At 50.4% G+C, this 19,158-nt stretch carries 16 protein-coding genes; 10 read left to right on the forward strand and 6 right to left on the reverse strand.

Annotated features, from left to right (window positions below):
- Window positions 1–11 precede the first annotated feature (11 nt).
- The 4 genes from MHH78_RS15125 to MHH78_RS15140 all read left to right on the forward strand — a co-directional run bounded on the left by MHH78_RS15125 (window position 12) and on the right by MHH78_RS15140 (window position 2,498).
- A complete protein-coding gene (locus tag MHH78_RS15125) occupies window positions 12–404 on the forward strand; it encodes a VOC family protein (RefSeq protein WP_341167869.1) in 393 nt (130 codons plus the stop codon).
- A 41-nt stretch (window positions 405–445) separates the two neighbouring features.
- Entirely contained in the window at window positions 446–1,078 is a 633-nt protein-coding gene (locus tag MHH78_RS15130; RefSeq protein WP_341167870.1) for a pyridoxamine 5'-phosphate oxidase family protein, read from the forward strand.
- A gap of 21 nt (window positions 1,079–1,099) precedes the next feature.
- Window positions 1,100–1,714: a class I SAM-dependent methyltransferase gene (locus MHH78_RS15135; protein ID WP_341167871.1), complete on the forward strand. Its 615-nt coding sequence runs from the start codon at window positions 1,100–1,102 to the stop codon at window positions 1,712–1,714.
- Window positions 1,715–2,117: 403 nt separating this feature from the next.
- Window positions 2,118–2,498, forward strand: coding sequence for a hypothetical protein (locus MHH78_RS15140; RefSeq protein WP_076086080.1), 381 nt, complete (start codon window positions 2,118–2,120; stop codon window positions 2,496–2,498).
- A 52-nt stretch (window positions 2,499–2,550) separates the two neighbouring features.
- On the opposite strand, the gene MHH78_RS15145 is transcribed toward MHH78_RS15140, so the two are convergent.
- Window positions 2,551–3,684: an amidase domain-containing protein gene (locus MHH78_RS15145; RefSeq protein WP_083685787.1), complete on the reverse strand. Its 1,134-nt coding sequence runs from the start codon at window positions 3,682–3,684 to the stop codon at window positions 2,551–2,553.
- Between the two features lie 529 nt (window positions 3,685–4,213).
- Between MHH78_RS15145 and MHH78_RS15150 the strand changes: the two genes are divergently transcribed.
- Window positions 4,214–4,831, forward strand: coding sequence for an HAD family hydrolase (locus MHH78_RS15150; RefSeq protein WP_341167872.1), 618 nt, complete (start codon window positions 4,214–4,216; stop codon window positions 4,829–4,831).
- Window positions 4,832–4,978: 147 nt separating this feature from the next.
- Here MHH78_RS15150 and MHH78_RS15155 read toward each other — a convergent pair whose 3' ends face one another.
- Window positions 4,979–5,743, reverse strand: a complete 765-nt coding sequence (locus tag MHH78_RS15155; protein WP_341167873.1) for an SDR family NAD(P)-dependent oxidoreductase — start codon at window positions 5,741–5,743, stop codon at window positions 4,979–4,981.
- 13 nt (window positions 5,744–5,756) lie between these two features.
- Window positions 5,757–6,542, reverse strand: coding sequence for an acetoacetate decarboxylase family protein (locus tag MHH78_RS15160; protein ID WP_341167874.1), 786 nt, complete (start codon window positions 6,540–6,542; stop codon window positions 5,757–5,759).
- Window positions 6,543–6,675: 133 nt separating this feature from the next.
- On the opposite strand from MHH78_RS15160, the gene MHH78_RS15165 reads away from it, so the two are divergent.
- Window positions 6,676–8,262, forward strand: a complete 1,587-nt coding sequence (locus MHH78_RS15165) for a PucR family transcriptional regulator (protein WP_341167875.1) — start codon at window positions 6,676–6,678, stop codon at window positions 8,260–8,262.
- A 44-nt stretch (window positions 8,263–8,306) separates the two neighbouring features.
- On the opposite strand, the gene MHH78_RS15170 is transcribed toward MHH78_RS15165, so the two are convergent.
- Window positions 8,307–8,837, reverse strand: a complete 531-nt coding sequence (locus tag MHH78_RS15170) for a GNAT family N-acetyltransferase (protein WP_076086092.1) — start codon at window positions 8,835–8,837, stop codon at window positions 8,307–8,309.
- A gap of 139 nt (window positions 8,838–8,976) precedes the next feature.
- Here MHH78_RS15170 and MHH78_RS15175 point away from each other — a divergent pair, with 139 nt between their 5' ends.
- Both MHH78_RS15175 and MHH78_RS15180 read left to right on the forward strand, forming a co-directional pair.
- The gene (locus MHH78_RS15175; protein ID WP_341167876.1) at window positions 8,977–9,891 is read left to right on the forward strand and encodes a hypothetical protein; all 915 of its coding nucleotides are present in this window, start codon (window positions 8,977–8,979) and stop codon (window positions 9,889–9,891) included.
- Between the two features lie 218 nt (window positions 9,892–10,109).
- A complete protein-coding gene (locus MHH78_RS15180) occupies window positions 10,110–10,469 on the forward strand; it encodes a hypothetical protein (RefSeq protein ID WP_341167877.1) in 360 nt (119 codons plus the stop codon).
- 113 nt (window positions 10,470–10,582) lie between these two features.
- On the opposite strand, the gene MHH78_RS15185 is transcribed toward MHH78_RS15180, so the two are convergent.
- Together MHH78_RS15185 and MHH78_RS15190 are read right to left on the reverse strand one after the other, a co-directional pair.
- Window positions 10,583–10,711 (reverse strand): hypothetical protein, encoded by a 129-nt coding sequence (locus tag MHH78_RS15185; RefSeq protein WP_235192101.1) that lies wholly within the window; start codon window positions 10,709–10,711, stop codon window positions 10,583–10,585.
- Window positions 10,712–10,740: 29 nt separating this feature from the next.
- Window positions 10,741–11,100 carry a sigma-70 family RNA polymerase sigma factor gene (locus MHH78_RS15190; RefSeq protein ID WP_076086101.1) on the reverse strand — a complete coding sequence of 120 codons (360 nt, stop codon included), beginning with the start codon at window positions 11,098–11,100 and terminating at the stop codon, window positions 10,741–10,743.
- A 258-nt stretch (window positions 11,101–11,358) separates the two neighbouring features.
- On the opposite strand from MHH78_RS15190, the gene MHH78_RS15195 reads away from it, so the two are divergent.
- Both MHH78_RS15195 and MHH78_RS15200 read left to right on the forward strand, forming a co-directional pair.
- Entirely contained in the window at window positions 11,359–11,763 is a 405-nt protein-coding gene (locus tag MHH78_RS15195; RefSeq protein WP_076086104.1) for a hypothetical protein, read from the forward strand.
- Window positions 11,764–11,854: 91 nt separating this feature from the next.
- Window positions 11,855–19,120: an HYR domain-containing protein gene (locus MHH78_RS15200; RefSeq protein ID WP_341167878.1), complete on the forward strand. Its 7,266-nt coding sequence runs from the start codon at window positions 11,855–11,857 to the stop codon at window positions 19,118–19,120.
- The last annotated feature ends 38 nt before the right edge of the window (window positions 19,121–19,158 follow it).

The following is a 19,158-nucleotide window of genomic DNA, read 5'->3' on the forward strand; positions in this document are numbered from 1 at the left end:
GAACTAATCAAATGAAAGTCTCCGGATTCAGTCACATCACACTCCAGGTACGCGATCTTCAGGCTTCATTGGAATTCTATCATGGTATTCTGGGGATGAACGTTAGACATCATGGCCGAATAGATGCCTATTTGGAGTGGGGGAACGCTTGGGTGTGTCTGCTTGAACGAACGGTTACGAAGGAGCCTATAGGCGGATACGCCGGGATGGATCATGTAGCTTTTTATATCGCAGAGGATGATTTCAAGGAAGCTGTCGGCATCCTGCAGAAGCATCACGTTGAGATCGTCAGAGGACCTGTTCAGCGGGGAACCGGCTGGTCGGTGAATTTCCTGGACCCGGATGGAATTCAGCTGGAGCTGCATACTTCCACTCTGGATGAACGGATGCAGGTCTGGCGTTAGGCACAGTACAGTTAACATAATAATCAGAAGCGGGGTGCGGGATGAATAAACCTTTTCATGACATGCTGACATCGGAAAATGAGCTTAGAGAGCTTCTGGGCTACCCGAGTGAAGTGGTGAAGCGCAAATCGATCCATCAGCTGGATCATCACTGCCGTGATTATATAGCGATGTCCCCTCTATTATTTCTGTCCACAGCAGATGAACACGGCTCATGCGATGTCTCTCCGCGCGGGGATGCGCCCGGTTCGGTGCTGGTGCTGGATGAAGGGCATCTGGTCATTCCTGAACGTCCGGGGAACCGCAGATTGGACTCTTTGCTGAATATCCTGGCTAATCCGCATATCGGTCTGATTTTTATTATCCCGGGGCTTGAAGAGACCCTGCGGGTTAACGGGCAAGCCTATATCATTAAGGATGAGCCTATTCTGGATCGGATGAGAGCCAGAGGCAAGCGGCCTGCGCTGGGGATCGGGGTGAAGGTAGAGGAATGCTATATGCACTGTGCCAAGGCCTTCAAAAGATCGCAGGTCTGGAACCCCGGCACCTGGCCTGCTGAAGCCACTCTCCCGTCTGCTCCGGCCATCATCGCCGCTCATGTGAATGCAGCGGAGTTCACGGAGGAAGTGGTGCGGCGCGGGATAGAGGAGAGCTACGAGAAGCGGCTGTATTGAGAAGGGGAGTGAACGGCGGGGATGGATACAGAGAGGCTGATACGGATTTTTGACAGGCAGGCCACGGACTATGACCGTAAAAGAGATGATCCGAAGCAGCGGCGCTGGCGCCAGAAGCTAATCGGTTCTGCGAAGGGTGAGGTACTGGAGCTTGCCGTCGGAGCAGGGGCGAACTTCCCGTTCTATCCTCAAGGCGTCAAGATCACGGCTGTGGACTTCAGTGAAGCCATGGTTGAGAAGGCCAGACGTGCCGCCGGACAGTACCGCCTGGAAGCCGATTGTATATGTGCAGATATCGAAGACATGAGCTTTGCCGCGCATTCGTTCGATACCATTGTCTCCACGCTGTCCTTATGCAGCTATAAGAACCCGCTGAACCTGCTGGTGAAGCTGAACCGCTGGTGTAAGCCGGACGGCACCATCCTGCTCCTGGAGCATGGAATTGGTTCTAACATCGTGGTCACTACACTGCAACGGGCGCTGAATCCGCTCCTGTACCGCATCTATGGATGCCATCAGACCCGGGATATTCTCGGACTGGTCCGGGAGTCGGGGATGCAGATCACTAGAGTGGAGAGCTATTCGCTGAATATGGTGCATTTGATCTGGGCGGGGCCAGAGGAACAACAACTATGATCTGAAAGGTAAGAGATCACGTACCTGGATACGAGGGCAAGACCGTAGGCATTCGTAAGATATTTGAGGTTCGGGCCGGGCGCAGCTCCATAGAACATAAAGAACAATATCCGGAAGTTCGCGTTACTTATGATACGTTTATTGCTGTTCAAGCTATCAACGGAATTATTGATTTCCCGAGAAAATGGGCGTTGCTGGAGGTCAAACAGAAATACACTGATGAGCCGCTAAATTTCAACTCAGACGCTTTTAAACTGGCTTTGGAGCGTTGAGGGTTTCTTATTGACCCCGATGTAGACTGGAACGTTCTTTCTGCACAAATCGAATTTTTTGGTAACTAAGTGATGCCCGCTTCCGTTTAAAAATAAGATGAAAACAATTTTTTAAGGGGGAAGGGGAACGGATGAAGAAGAAATGGAAGATCATTTTATTTAGCTTTATTGGGGCTATTGTCCTTTTAGTCGTGTTAGGAGCATTATACGTCAATAACGTTGGATATAATAATGTGAAACATATGTATCGTTTAGAATCAACCGGTAAATCTGTTATTCGGATAGATAGCGATATGCCTGGCCGAGAGCGCTACCTCACGAAAGAAGAGGGTGATCCACAGGAACTGTTAAAGTCACGCATGGAACGAGAAGGGTGGGGATATACTCAACAGGAGGGATCGGGTTATTTTTTTATTAAAGACGGTAGGGAAGAAATAGTCACTATGCAGCAATGGAATCATTTTTATATTATATATAGTTTAAATGCTGGAATTGCGAACCTTGAGGACTAGACAAGAAAACAACGCCCCTACTTTGTAAAGGGGGCGTTGTTTTACGTTGTGCTTAGTTACCAGTGTTACTAGCTTTGTCCATTTCGTATCCATATACTGTATAGCCAGCGCTAAACCAATCTTGGAGTGTGCTAGTTTCCTTTTTGTCAGTTGTGTGTTGGGTTAAGAATTTATTATTATTGTTGTTGCCTGTATTTTTTGTGATTATAGCAGTGTGATCGACATGTCCATCAGCTCCAAAGTCCGCATTTACGGCATCACCTGTTTGTAGAGCGGTCACACTTGATGCAACGCCAGCTCTTTGACTCCAATGTTTATAGAAATTTTGCGCTCCTCCCCACGTGTGAGTAGGCATAAGAGGTCCGAACCTCCAAGCATCATCAGCAGTTACGTGGGAACCTGTTCTAAATTTCATCCCTCCTGCATAAATCGCTTGGGATACAAAGTTAGTGCAATCATTCCATTGCGACCAACAAGATGAATTCGCTACATTACAGCCTGCTTTTTCAGCATAATATGTTGAATACGTGGGATTTCTTTTGTTCCACCAACTATAAGCATAGTCACGGGCTGCTATGTTGTCATATCCGTTTGCGGAAACGGCTAGTGGACTAACCTCGTCTGTTGCGAAAGAATCAAAGTTTGTTTCGCTACTAGTTGTTGTTTCGTTATTGGCTGTAGATGGAGCAGTAGAAGGAGCATCTGAAGGAATCGGTAAAAGACCATTTAATTTAGTAAGTTCTGCATTGGAGAGTGTTACGTTGTTTTTAAGCTTATTTTGATATGTTTTCAATTGTACATTAAGTTCATAGTTTTCATACCAATCAATAAATTTTACATATTCAACTATCTTTTTCATGTCCTCTGCAGAGAATAATTCAAAAGAAGTTCCTAACGAGAGTACATATTTTTGATATTCCACATTGTCTAAGTCTGTTTTGATAGCGATACCATCTTTATTCAACTGGTTTTCAACCAAGTTGATAGCATCTTTGTGTTCAATAAGAGCTTTTTCCTTCACCTCTGCTGACTTTCCAGGAAGCACATTATAAAACTGGATATCACTAGCTTTAATTTGAATATCAGCATTCTTCTCTGAATTAGTCTCTGCGGAAACAGCACTTCCCATTAAGCTGAAGCCTAGAGCGAACGTTCCGACAATCAACCAAGTCTTCTTGAAGTTCAATTTGCCACTCTCCCATTGTCATATTTTGTAATGCCGTTTATAGTTATAAACGCCAAAAAAGGGAAAAAGTTCCTTGGAATTTTAAATTTTTTTTAAACAATATTTTTTTGAGATATTCGTCCTAAGCAGGCGTAGGCTGAAGGTATCGCTGAAGCAAGGAAAAAAGGGAAGCACCTGGGGCGGCCGCAAATAAACTTGAACACTCTTACTTTTGGACAAAGAAGATAATGGATACCAATTATGAGAGCTGGAAGAGTAACGATTTTTCGGCTGTAGAATTTATGAATAGACTTGGTATAAGAAGAACACTTTTTACAAATTAATGAGGGAATTTGATGAAGTCTAAATTATGCGTAAGGAAGTGTAGTGCGTTAGATTTACAGTATATCGGTGAAAATAGTAGCTCTGGCCATTACAAGAGAAGAGAATGATACCATTGCTTGGTTATCGGGACTTGATCGGAGTACAATTGATAGTATTCTGAGCTTTATTAAGTCTGAGTAAAAGTAAAATGTGAGGGGAATGCGAAATGGATAGTATTATTTTTGATCTGGACGGTACGTTATGGGACCCGACGGAGACCGTAGTGGCAGGATGGAATCATGTGATTGGCAGCTATAAGGGAGCTGCAAATGAAGTAACTATAGAAGATTTACAGGGAATTATGGGGCTGCCGGTGCCGGAGGTTGGCCGAAGGCTGTTCCCTGATGCAGATGATGAGATCCGGCAGAAGATTATGGATGAATGTTGTGATATGGAGTGTCTCGTTCTGTCGCAACAAGGCGGAGGGTTGTATGCTCGGGTGGAAGAGGTGCTTCAGGCATTATCGGCTAAATATAAGCTGTTCCTCGTAAGCAACTGCCAGGCGGGGTACATTGAGGCCTTTTATGCGTATCATGGGTTGCAGAAGTATTTCACAGACTACGAGAATCCGGGGAGAACCGGACTGTCCAAGGGAGAGAATATTAAGCTGGTCATGGACAGAAATCATCTGATGAGTCCTGTCTATGTAGGCGATACAGAAGGGGATAGGAAGGCGGCCAGGTTCGCGGGGATTCCTTTTGTATATGCAAGATACGGCTTCGGTGAAGTGAGCAGTCATGATTATGTGATTGACCGGCTGGATGGGCTGCTGGAATTGTTCTGAAGCGGCCCTTGGATAAAGGAGGATCTCTTCCTGCAAAAGCTGGAGTTGTCTTACAGCCATTTCATGGCTATGAAGACAACTCCTTATTCAATTCCGGCGATAATGCGGCGGATACGCAGAGGATAGCGTACCAGTGGTACGGTTGGCTCAGACGGCTGTCCAGCCCCCGTCCACATACAGCGTCTGGCCTGTCGTGTAGCTGGAAGCATCCGAGGCGAAGTAGAGGACAGCGCCGTTCAATTCATCGGGGTTGCCGGGCCGGCCCATGGGGCATAGCGAATTATACTGCTCCAGAAATTGGTCCTGGTAGAGTGCGCGGGTCATCCGGCTGGGGAACAGGCTGGGTCCGATCGCATTCACTGTGATTCCGTAAGGAGCAAGGGTCGCGCCCATGCCGCGGGTCAGATTCACGACTGCGCCTTTGGAGGCATTATAGGCATGCAGGGCGGCCTGCTTGCTGCCCTTCACACCGCAGATGGAAGCAAGGTTAATAATGCGGCCCGCCTTGCGTTCCTTCATGGCCGGGATCACAGCTTTCGACATGAGATAAATACTCTTCACATTGGTATCCATCACCCGGTCCCATTCCGCTTCCGCCAGTTCCTCGACAGAGCCTGTGGATGCAACTCCGGCATTATTCACCAGGATATCTATCCGTCCGAAATGCTCCAGAATGCTTGCTACCGCCGATTCAATCTCCGTGCCTCGGGTTACGTCACATTGGAGCGGAAGCGCCCGGCAGCCCTGGGCTTCAATCTGTTGCCGCGCCGGTTCCAGCTCGTCCACTCTTACATCCAGCAGGGCAACATCCGCCCCTTGCCCGGCCAGAGCTTGAGCCAATTCCCCCCCTATTCCCCCGGCTGCGCCCGTCACCACCGTCACTTTTCCGCTCAAATCAAATGGATTTCTCACCGGCGCACCTCCATTAATTCCACCAATCCCAGCGCAAGTTGGAGTAGGGAAGGAACTGTTCAGGATCTACAGCCGTCAGGACCTCACCGCGTTCAAGGACGGTATTGCTGACCGTGTAGATTCCGCCCAGCATACGGACGACTTCCAGCTCGGCCCAGGGGTCATGCGGAGAGTCATGCAGGTGAATCTCTACTTCTGCCGCCGTGCGCACACTGATATCCATTGAGGCTGTCTGCCGGATCAGCAGCGGTCCAAGATCGAATCCGCGTCCATCTGGAGACTTGGAATACTTCATATTGAAGACAGGCAGTCCGTCACCATAATGCTCAGAAATGATGCGCTGTCCGTCTACGGCATTCATTTTACCGCTAAGTGCAGCCTCTACGTGGAAGAATTCAGTGCCCCGCCGTGAGACGCTGCCTGCTATATGGTGATCCTCCTTCTGGAGACTGATGTCGGCCATCTTCTTGGGGAAGCCGTAAATCTCACGCCCCAGGCCCATCGCGATATCATCGCTGATCGGCATGGACAGGCAGTAGGTGCCCGGTTGCCCGTTGTACGATGCCAGAACGAAGACCGCAGCTTCACGGTAAGGCTCGCAGAAGCTGGTGCGGGGATAGTTGGCTACAAAAGCATGCACAAGCGGCCTTGGACCCGGCGTAAGCGGGGCGGGCAGAATTCTGCGGATTACTTCGGGCGAAGTCTCCCAATAGACAGTTAGTGTCTCGGCATTATAGAAAGTCGTAGGTGTATTGATTCTTTTGGTAATCTCATTCACATCTTTTACGAAGCTGCTCATCTGAATCTCCTCCTGTGATATAGGGTCACGAATAATGTAACATGACTATTCCAGTGATTATATATATGGAAAATATAAAAATAAATGGGAATTTTGTGCGTGGCGCACTATAATAATCAAGGGGGTGAGAGCGATGAGTGTTACCTTTGAACAGATTAGCAGACATTTTACGGAGCAAGCCGTACATATCCAGTGGAACAAAGCATTAACGACAGCGTATTCAGATACGATGCTGATTACGAGGAACCTGACGCATTTTGCACCTGAATATATCTATGTGGGCTACCGGTCCGGATTACCGGATCACGCAGAAGGGGTGGAGCAGGCCAGTCTGATGCTAATTAATGACATTGTGGAGCCAGCTTCAGGTCAGCGTCAGCAGATGTATAGCAGACAGAACTGTATGGAATTCGGAGCGGAGGAAGATGTATTCGAGCTCTATAATCAGACCCGGGGGCTGTTCCTGGAAGAGGTTGAACGGGAGCAGGCTAAGGGCCGAATGCTTGAGGCCTGTGTCGCCGGCAAAGGACTGGATGCAATCGTCTGTGCGGCGGCAGAGCTGATGGGCAATCCGGTAATTATCATCGATGTAAGCTATAAGGTTCTGGCTTCTTCGGATTGTAGCGGGGTTACCGATCTCATCTGGAGCGATAATCTGCACAAAGGCTACTGCTCCTATGATTTCATAGCTGCCGTTCACCAACTGAAGAGTGTGCAGACCGGTATAGAGTCGCTGGAGGCTTACGAAGTGGAATGCAACGGAAGCCAGGTGACCAAGCTGGTTGCCAAGATTAGGATCGGCAGCAAGCCTGTCGGGAATGTGATTGTGCTGGGCGATACACGCCCGATTGAACAGAAGGATCATGAACTGGCGGGTTTTACGGCCGGGCTGGTGGCAGCGGAGCTGGCGAAGAACAGCTTTTACCGGAATTCGAGCCAGGCGGAATATGAAGAGCTGATCTATGGATTACTGGAGAATGAGGAGAACGGACCGGTACTTATTCAGGAGAGCCTGCGGAGCGGAGTGCGTCTGCCTAAGGGCAGATTGTCTATTCTGGTGCTGGAGCTTACGGGGTATGAGGCTTCCGCTTCCGGCAAACACACTGGTTATTTAAGGGATCAGCTGCACCTGTATTTCGGGGAAGAGCGCCTGATTTTTTACCATGAATATATGGTGGGGGTCAGTGAGGGTGATACTGCATCGTCCAGGTCAAGAGAGTATGATCCAAGCTTGCGGGAATTTCTCGTCAGCCATCAGCTCCGTCTGGGGATCAGCCGGGAATTCACCGACCTTACAGACTGCCGCAAATATTATCTGCAGGCGCTCAAGGCACTGGAGATCGGGCGGATCGTCTGGCCTGCGGAACCGCGCATCTTGTATGCTGATGTGCAGCTGTATGATCTGTTGTCCCCGCATGCGCAGCATGATTCCCGGGATGTCACCCATCCGGCGCTTACGGTCCTGCGTGTATTCGATGAGAAGCATCATGCCGACTTGTATCATACCCTCTATTGCTATTTGAAGAACAACCAGCAGCTGCAAAAAACCGCCGACGCACTATTCGTCCACCGCAACACCCTGCGGTACCGTTTACGCCAGATCGACGAACTGATTCAGCTTGATTTGCGCCAGATCGATCAGGTACTGAGGCTATATATGTCCTATCAAATGACAGATTATCTGGAAAAGCTCCATGGGGGAGGGAGCCCTTCTCGTTGAAACGGTACCGTCCTTTAAAAGGACGGCAAATCCGTTTCCACTTGTTATTTGGCAGCAGCTGCGTTCTCCCGCATTAGCTTCATACACACCTGAGGCTCTTCCTCCACTTCCCTGCAAGGCGCACACACCTCAAACCCAAACTTTCGCACAGTTGCCATCGAAGCAGCGTTATGCGGATGAGTCAGGATATAGATGCAATCCACATCAAGCTGTGTGAAGCACGTGTCGAGAAGTACGGGCAGGGCCTCCGACATATAACCTTGCCCCCAATAGTCCTTCCAGATGTCATAACCGATCTCTACCTGCTTCCGCTCAGCGTCCCAATAATGATAGCCGCAGGTGCCAATGAAGGAACCGGTCTCCCGGTCAAACATCCCATAGCGGTGATGGCCTTTGCCTTCAGGCTGGGCGTAATGTTCAATGATTTCAATGGCTTCAGTATAATCGCAGGGCGGCTCACTGAAGTATCTGCACATGTCCGGGTCCGAGAATTGTCGGTAGACCGCGTCGATGTCGGACTGATTCAGTAAGCGGAAGTGGAGACGGCTGGTTGTAAAAGGTTCGGATAAGTTCATTGATGATTCTCCTATTCATGGACAATATTTCATACTATTATTATGCGATCATATAATCGGGTTGTCTATGACCGTGAACCCGGTTGTTAATGTATGGTAAAATATAAGCACTACGTCTATTTATTGAAGGGGTGTGCCTATGAGGCCGAAGAGATTAACCAAAAACCTGGCAGCCGTACTTGCTTCTGCAATGTTGTTCACAGGTACCGGAATTACCGTTCTTGGCGCTTTCCCGCAGAAGATCGAGGCAGCGGCGGTGAAGCCTACTACAGCCTTCGCTTTATTCGAACAGAGGTTGCAAAAGCCTTCGTCCCTTGGCCTGGCCCAAGCTACGCTGGTTAACCGGATCGGCCAGATGACGCAGCTCGAAGCGAATCTGGCAGTACTGCATCTGGAGAATGCACTAAAGGCTTACCTTCCTACGGCAACCAAACGTATGAATGCGCCTGTCGTTCAACTGAATATCAAGAACATATATACGACCGGGATGCCAATGGCGCTCGCACGCTCCAAGGTGAGACAGGCCGAGGTCCGTGTGGTCCTCCAAGACCTGGAGGGGATGGGCTACAAGCTGGTGCAGGATGGCGGATTCGTGCCCGCCCTTCCTTATAAGAACTTCAAAGTCTTCAAACCTTATGTCAGTAAGGATCTGCAGGTCTATATCGACCTGATGGCGACAGAGTCGGAGCAGCCGGTGGCGGCTGGTGAAAGGTTGATGGTGGACTGGTACCAGGTCATAGAGCGGGCCGTGCAATACGAGGATTTTGTGCAGACGTATAAGACCTCTAACCGTGCTGCGGCGATGACAGAAGCGCTAGTGCGGGCCAAGCGGATTGTGTTCAACGGCACGCCCAAGACACCGCTGTTCGACAAGAAGACACAGGTCATTCTTGAAAAGGCAGCCATCGCTTATGAGAATACACTGTCGGAGGCAGGCCCCGAGAGAATCGAGGGCAGCAGGCTGCTGACGGAGCTGGATGATTTCCTGCTGCTTGTAGAGAAGAACGGGGATCAGCGAACGCAGGCCGTTATTGATTATCTAAATGCTTTATGAGTCTGAAGTAGGGATGGGTGTAATACAGTGAAGAAACCGGGCTATTCTCGAAGCAGCCCGGTTCTTTTGCGTGCATATTGGGGGCGGGAAGACCCGCAAAGCATATCTTCCTATAGGCCGAAAGCGTCATAAATCACAGAAAAGGAAAACGATTACAATTATAATGTAAGCGTTATCTAATGATCGTGTTCATTTATACGCAAAGGGAGGAAGACGGCTTGAGTACCCACAAGATTTCCTTTAACATGCTTGTCTTTATCGGTTTTAGCCTTCAGTATGCATTGATGCATCTCTTATCTGCAGGTGAGGTGATTGTGATTTCATCCGCTGAGCTTATCCTTTATATGGTGCTTACCTTTGCCGGGCTCGGCAGATTCTTTCGGCGCAGAAGGCGGCTTCTGAACGAGAGGGGCTGCGGAAGCACCGGACTTTTTTTCAGCGTGTTATGGACGGTGTCACTCTGCTCCCAGTTCCGTAAGGAGAACTACCCGGATGCGCTGACCATTATTAATTCGCTAGGCGTGTCAGCGGCTGGACTGATTCTGATTACTGAGATTATTGTGTTATTTAAGGTATGAGTGACGGTTACGATACTAGAGGGAATCTATTCGGGTGGCTCCGAATGAATTCCCTCTTTTTCTGCTGCTTTCCTATACCCTTATGTACGAAGCAAATACTGTTGTTTTTGATTTTACAAATCCTGATAAACAATATTTATGAGTTCAATCTTTAAGGTCTGAATGGCTTCTTCCCGCGGCAGCATAATGAACCGGGATAAATATTCGATGTCCACCGAGAACAGGCTTAGGATATCCTCCATGGACGCTTTATCTCCGCTTTGTGCTTTTTTTACGGTCTCGATGAATGGATAAGATTTTCCTTCAGGACTTCCAGTCCCTTGCGTTTCCATTTGCTAACCCCCTGTTGAGTCATTTGCAGCTCGGCTGCTACTTCTTGTTCGGCCATTCCTTCTATGACTGTTCTTTTGATAATATACCTGCATTTTGCCCATGGTAGCATATCCAGAAGCTCATCAACGAACAACTCAGAAACGACCATACTTTCAAAGCTGTTGTCGTAGCATTCATTATCGTAGAGCGGATTACTTTCCTTTATCAGCTGAATGCGAGTCTTGTACTGGATTCTCCATGCTGAGCGTTTTAATAATTTCCTGCAGGTTTCAACTAATTCGTCATCACAGGTAACCATGAATTTTCCTCCCCATGTTCAGTAGTACCTTCATTCCAGGGTCCAGCGGAGCCTGTTCCCCCAGGCCTGACCTAACCAATCGCTGATCCTCTCATATAACAAGTAAAATATTCCATAGATTCCACAACTGACAAAAACAAAAATTTACAAGAATACTATTTTTCTTGCGAAAGTTGTAATAATTATTTCTGGATTACCTAGTATTACGAGAATACAAGACAATAGATTGTCGAAATTCCCATTTAGGAGGCGATGGCGATGAGTGACTATGTAACACCTGAGATGATGAGCACCCTGATGACCGCGCTGATTATTCCGCTGCTGGGGCTGCTGGCGAGGTCTGTAATTGCTTATATCAAGCGGGAAATTGCCGGGCTTGAGCAGAGAATCGAGAATGAGGCAGTGAACAGCCTGCTTCAGCGGGCGGGGGATGCTGTTGAATCCGCCGTAATCGCCGTCAATCAGACGTTCGTGGAGACGCTCAAGCAACAAGGCAGTTTCGACACGGAGGCGATGAGGAAATCTTTTCTGCTGGCTAAAGAGAAGGCGATAGCGATCCTGGGAGAAACCGCACGGAAGGAGCTGAGTCTTGTGATCGGCGACCTCGAAGCCTGGCTCGAAACGAAAATCGAAGTTTGTGTGAACCGGAATAAACAGTTGTAAAAACACGTCCGGGTTTCCCTTTGATTAGTAAAGGAGGTCCAGGCTTCACCATGATCACTGTGCTCATTACTAAAAAGTTAGGGGATGTATGATGAAACATTCGAAAAGGAAATGCAAGCTTGTTCAGCAAGGACGGTTGGGCATAATCAGCAGATGGCTGTGTCTCTCGCTTCTCATTCTGATGCTGGCGCCAGGCGCTGTGTTCGGGTCAGGAATATTAGCCCGTAACATTGTTCCGGGGCCTGAAGCGGACACTGCCTCTGCAGCAGTGTATGAGGCAGAGCCGCCAGTACCGGAGCCGCAGATTCAACGGGGGGCAACAGTTAAGGATTCGGTCTATCGCTCCGTGTATCAATCGGTGTATGAGATAGATCCTACCTTGGGAGTCATCCTAAATCATGGAGCCTATCAGATGAGTCTGATGGCGCTCAGTAATGTCGAGGGGTCGATGAGCGCGGTATCGCCGCTGCTGCAGCAGATCCGGTTGTCGCAGGCCTCGGGTGTGGTTCCAGGGGGGCGCGGCTTTATGCTTCCGCAGGTGGTAGCGGTCAAGGATCTGGCGGGTAATCCGCTGCCGGGTATTCCCGTCACCTTCACCGTCTCGGAGGACAGTACAATTACTGCGGTCATGCGCGGGCTTAACAGTACTGGAATTACAGTGGTGTCGGATGCAAACGGATATGCATCTGCGGCTAACAACTATACAGGTTATATTGGTGAAGGCTATCAGGTCTATTCGAAGGGAACCGGGGTCATTAAGACCATGGAGGTAAAAGCTACCGTTCCCGGTCTTCAGCCGGTCACCTTCAAGGTAGAGGTCGGTGCCGTAGGCTCTAACCTGATCGACACGACCCCGCCTTCCATTAAGGCCACGGCGGTGACGGATAACGGTGCGCCTTATATTGCCGGGACCTGGACCAGTCAATCCGTGACTGTACATTATACGGCAGAGGATACGTTGTCAGCGATCAAATCACTGACTCCGGATCAGAAATTCACCGCTGAAGGAGCAGGTCAGACGGCAACGGGCAAGGCTGTTGACAGTGCGGCTACCAGTGATGAGGATAAGAACCATTATTCCATCGCAACCTTCGGTCCCATCCATATTGATAAAAGCGCTCCGGTTACAGAAGTAGCTGTAACAGGCGCTGAACCAGGCAGCTGGAGCCGGGGAAAGGTTGCGCTGCATTTTACCGCTGAAGATGCATATTCCGGTGTGGACGCTGTGTATTACAAGCTGGGTGAGAATGCAGCAGTGAGAACTGCCGGCTCCAGCGCGGCGCTGGAGCTGGAACAGGAAGGAGCGACTACCGTCAGCTACTGGGCTGTGGACAGAACCGGGAATGCAGAAGCTCCCCGGACAGTAGTGGTACAAATTGACAAGAGCGGTCCGCTGATCGCCAGTATTCTCAGTCCTGAAGCGAATGAGAAGGGCTGGAACAGCTCAGATGTTACGGTCTCTCTTACCGCTTCAGATGCCCATTCCGGAGTGAGGGAGATCCATTATAGACTCGGAGCTGATGGCGAAGAACAGAGTGTGGCAGGCAGCTCGGCTGCTTTTGACGTCCCGGTGGAGGGAATTATCCCTCTGGAGTTCTGGGCCGTTGACCATGCAGGCAACGTGACCGCTGTACAGAAGACCGAAGTGAAGATTGATAAGACGGTCCCGGTCATTACTGTTCCGGCGAATATTACGATGGAAGCGAAGGCAGTACGTACCTCTGCCGATATTGGACAAGCCTCCGTTCAGGATATCTCGGTCCCGGATGTTCTCCTGACAAATGATGCACCTGCAGACTATCCGATCGGGACAACTACCGTAAAATGGACAGCGGTGGACCCGGTAGGACTGACCTCCTCACAGGTGCAGAGAATTACTGTAAAAGATACGACAAAGCCGGTACTAACCGTGCAGGGAGATATGGTTGTGGAAGCTACAGCGGTTAAAACGCCGCTTGTGGTCACCGGAGCGTCGGCTACGGATATCTTCCCGGTTATTGTGGTGAATGACGCGCCGAAGGAATTCCCTATTGGTCCGACTACCGTCACCTGGACGGCAACCGATGCCAACAGCAATGTAACTACAGCAACACAGAAGGTCACCATTGTAGACAGAACAAAGCCGTTATTGACGGTTCCGGCCGACATTACAAAAGAAGCTGTAGGCCGAAGAACTGTGGTAGATCCGGGGAAGGCCACGGCCACAGATATTTTCAAGGTGAATATTACGAATAATGCGCCTGAGGATTACCCGGTGGGCGTAACCAAGGTGAGCTGGACGGCCAAGGATGAGAATGGGAATATCTCTACAGCAGATCAGCTGATCCGTATTACCGATACCACCAAGCCTGTACTGACAATACCGAAGGATATTACCGTAGAAGCTACGGCTAGACGGACGAAGGTGAATATTGGGCAAGCCGAAGCCAGCGATCTGTTCGATGTGCTGTTAACCAAGGATGCCCCGGCGGATTATCCGGTGGGTGTAACCATGGTTACCTGGACCGCCACAGATGAACATGGCAACGTCACCGAGAAAGTGCAGAAGATTACAGTTACAGATACAACGCCTCCACAGCTAACTGTGCCTGGAGACATCACCGCCGAGGCAACCGGCATTAAGACTCCAATGGAGCTGGGGGAAGCGTCTGCCAAGGATATTTTCAGTGTTACAGTAACCAATAACGCCCCGGAACGCTTCATCTTCGGGACAACAGTCGTTACCTGGACGGCTACAGATGAGAATGGCAACACCACCAAGACAACGCAGACCGTGAAGATCGTAGACACGACGAAGCCGCTGGTTACACTGCCAGGCGGTATAACGGCAGAAGCCACTGGAGTAAAAACGAAGGTAGACATCGGCCAGCCGGTGGTTACAGAAATTTTTGCTGTGACAGTCAAGAATGATGCTCCGGCGGAATTCCCGCTCGGAACTACCAAAGTAACATGGACGATTACGGACGAGCATGGCAATGCAACTAAAGGTACGCAAGAGGTCAAGATCGTAGATACGACCAAACCGGTCATTACAGCACCGGAGGATCTAACGGTAGAGGCTACGGCGGTCAGATCCAAGGTCGCTCTGGGTGAGCCGGTGGTCTTCGATCTGTTCGAGACTGAGATCATTAACGATGCTCCGGTTGATTTCCCGGTCGGCACCACGCTGGTTACCTGGATGGCCAGTGATCCAAGCGGCAATGTGGCAATCGCGAAGCAGAAGGTGAAGGTTGAAGATACTACTGCGCCTAAGCTGTCTATCCCGGCAGATGTTAAGGTTGAGGCTACGGGGATTAGAACTCCAGTAATGATTGGAGAGGCCACAGCCACGGATATTTTCCCGGTCACTGTAACCAGCAATGCTCCCGAGAATTATGCAGTAGGCATTACTGAGGTAATCTGGACGGCTAAGGATGCCAACGGTCTGGTAACCACCGGCAAGCAAAAGGTGACCGTAGTAGATACCACGCTGCCCATCCTGACGATTCCGCAGGATATCAGTGTGGAGGCTACCGCAGTAAATACTCCGGTTCAAATCGGCAAGGCTACGGCTACGGATCTGTTCCCGGTCACGGTGGTCAGCAATGCTCCGGCCAGCTACCCGCTCGGCAAGACCATTGTCACCTGGAAGGCGACTGATGCGAACGGCAATTTCAGTACCGGAACGCAGACGATTACGATAACAGATACCACTGCACCAGCCATCGCTGAAATTCCGGACTACATTGCAGAGGCCACCGGACAGACGATGCAGATTAAGCTGCCGGTGCCTGCGGTCACCGATATCTTCGGGGTTGCCGCAGTGAGCAGCAATGCTCCGGCTTCCTATCCGCTTGGCGTGACTGAAGTCACCTGGACAGCGAAGGATGTGAACGGCAACGTATCCACGCGCAAGCAAAAGGTTACTATCTTGGACACCACGAAGCCTGTACTTACTGTACCGGAAGATCTGACGGTAGAAGCGGCGGCGGTGGAGACTTTGGTGGAGATCGGTCAAGCGTCTGCCACGGATATCTTCAAGGTGACGGTGAAAAATAATGCCCCGGAAGCATATGCGCTGGGCGTAACAGAAGTGATCTGGACGGCAACTGATGCGAACGGCAATGTGACTACGAAGGTGCAGAAGATCAAGGTCGTGGACACGACGAAACCGGCGCTTACCGTGCCGGAGGATCAGACAGTGGAGGCAATGGCTGTTGAGACTCCAGTGGAGATCGGTCAAGCGTCTGCCACGGATATCTTCAAGGTGACGGTGAAGAATAATGCCCCGGAAGCTTATGCGCTGGGCGTAACAGAAGTGATCTGGACGGCAACGGATGCGAACGGCAACGTGACTACGAAGGTGCAGAAGATCAAGGTCGTGGACACGACGAAACCGGCGCTTACCGTGCCGGAGGATCAGACAGTGGAAGCAACAGCTGTTGAGACTCCAGTGGAGATCGGTCAAGCATCTGCCATGGATATCTTCAAGTTGACGGTGAAGAATAATGCCCCGGAAGCTTATGCGCTGGGCGTAACAGAAGTGATTTGGACGGCAACCGATGCGAATGGCAACGTGACAACGAAGGTGCAGAAGATTAAGGTTGTGGACACCACGAAGCCGGCAGTAACTGTGCCAGAGGATCTGACAGTAGAAGCAACAGCTGTAGAGACTCCGGTGCAGATCGGTCAAGCAGCGGCCACGGATATTTTCAAGGTGACGATGAAGAATAATGCCCCGGAAGCGTATCCGCTGGGCGTAACAGAAGTGATCTGGACGGCAACCGATGCGAACGGCAACGTGACAACGAAGGTGCAGAAGATTAAGGTCGTGGACACGACGAAACCGGCGCTAACAGTGCCGGAGGATCAGACAGTGGAAGCAACGGCTGTTGAGACTCCGGTGCAGATCGGTCAAGCAGCGGCTACGGATATTTTCAAGGTGACGGTGACATCGGATGCTCCGGCTGCTTATCCGCTGGGAACAACGACAGTTACCTGGAAGGCCAAAGATATCAATGGTAACGAGGTAACCGGGGTACAGCGGATTACCGTAGTAGATACGACACAGCCTTTGCTGAAATTCGAAGGACCACTGCAGCTGACCAAGGAAGCAACGGCTCTGGAAACCCCGGTAGAACTGGAAGTGCCAGCGGCGCTGGATTTCTTCCCGGTCACTCTAACCACAGATGCTCCGGGAGAGCATGGCGCGATCACTTCTGAGAAGACCCTAACCGCAAATTTCCCTATCGGAACTACGATTGTAAAATGGACAGCAATAGACAGCAGCGGAAATTCCGCAGTGGGCATCGTGAAGGTGACTATTGTGGATACGGTCAAACCTGCTCTTAAGCTTCCGGCTGATATTACTCTAGAAGCATCCGCCCTAAAGACGCCGGTAGAGATCGGCGTGGCCACAGGGATGGATATTTTCAAAGTCACAATAACCAGCAATGCGCCTGAGAACTACGCGCTGGGAGTGACCGAAGTGGTCTGGACCGCTACGGATGCGAACGGCAATGTTAGCACAGGCGTGCAGAAGATCACGGTGGTGGATACGACGAAGCCTGTGTTGAAGCTTCCGGCTGACAAGACGGTAGAAGCATCAGCCCTGAAAACTCCGGTGGAGATCGGCGTAGCAACAGGGACGGACATTTTCAAAGTAACAATAACCAGTAATGCGCCTGAGAGCTATGCGCTAGGAACAACTGAGGTCACTTGGACCGCTACGGATGCGAACGGAAATGTTAGCACAGGCGTGCAGAAGATCACGGTGGTGGATACGACGAAGCCGGTGCTGAAGCTTCCGGCTGACAAGACGGTGGAAGCAACGGCGCTGAAAACTCCGGTGGAGATCGGCGTAGCAACTGGGACGGATATTTTCAAAGTAACGGTAACCAGCGACGCCCCTGAGAGCTATGCGCTCGGAACCACAGATGTCAATTGGACCGCTACAGATGCGAACGGCAATGTCAGCACAGGTGTGCAGAAAATCACGGTGGTGGATACGACGAAGCCGGTGCTGAAGCTTCCGGCTGACAAGACGGTGGAAGCAACGGCGCTGAAAACGCCAGTGGAGATCGGCGTGGCAACAGGGACAGATATTTTCAAAGTCACAATAACCAGCAACGCCCCTGAGAGCTATGCGCTGGGAGTGACCGAAGTGGTCTGGACCGCTACAGATGCGAACGGGAATGTCAGCACGGGCGTGCAGAAGATTACGGTGGTGGATACCACGAAGCCGGTGTTGAAGCTTCCGGCTGACAAGACGGTGGAAGCAACGGCGCTGAAAACTCCGGTGGAGATCGGAGTGGCAACGGGGACGGACATTTTCAAAGTAACAATAACCAGTAATGCGCCTGAGAGCTATGCGCTGGGAGTGACCGAAGTGGTCTGGACCGCTACGGATGCGAACGGCAATGTCAGCACAGGCGTGCAGAAGATTACGGTGGTGGATACCACGAAGCCGGTGTTGAAGCTTTCGGCTGACAAGACGGTGGAAGCAACGGCGCTGAAAACTCCAGTGGAGATCGGCGTGGCAACAGGGACGGATATTTTCAAAGTCACAATAACCAGTAATGCGCCTGAGAGCTATGGGCTGGGAACCACAGATGTCACTTGGACCGCTACAGATGCGAATGGCAATGTCAGCACGGGCGTGCAGAAGATTACGGTGGTGGATACGACGAAGCCAGTGCTGAAAGCTCCGGCAGATGTTGCTGCTCCGGCAACCGGAACCAAGACGCTTGTGAACCTGGGCCAAGCTACAGCGAGCGATATCTTCGGAGTTGTGCTGAAGAATGATGCTCCGGCTGACGGCTTCCCGTTAGGAATAACAGTGGTCACCTGGACGGCCACGGATGTTAACGGTAATGTATCGACGGCGGTGCAGAATGTAACTGTTACTCAGACGTTCAAGGTTCAATCGTATAATGCGAGCAGAAGCAGCGTGACGAATACGATTTTTCCGCGAATATCCTTTGAGAATACCAGTAAGTCTACCTTACAGCTCTCCAGCATCAAGCTCAGATATTATTACACCGTCGATGGAGAGAGATTCCAGAGTTTCTATACGGATTATGCCAGAGTATCCGGCTCGAATACCAGGGTGATTCAGTCCTATGTTACGGGAAGCTTCCAGAAGACAGCAGGCAAAACCGGCAGTGATTATTATCTGGAAATCGGCTTCACCAACGGTGCCGGAAGTCTGAAGCCGGGAGAAACTGTAGAAATTCAGTGCAGGTTCTGGAAATCGGATTTCTCTAATTATAATCAGACCAATGATTATTCCTTCAATGGACAGGCAACGGGCTTTACAGATACCAGCAAAATTACGGCCTACTCCTCCGGCAATCTGATTGCAGGGATGGAACCGTAATCGGCTAAGTAAGCATTGCACGGCTTCCAGGCTGCTGC

It is taken from the genome of Paenibacillus sp. FSL H3-0333, assembly GCF_038002805.1.
Lineage (GTDB): Bacteria > Bacillota > Bacilli > Paenibacillales > Paenibacillaceae > Paenibacillus_AQ > Paenibacillus_AQ silagei.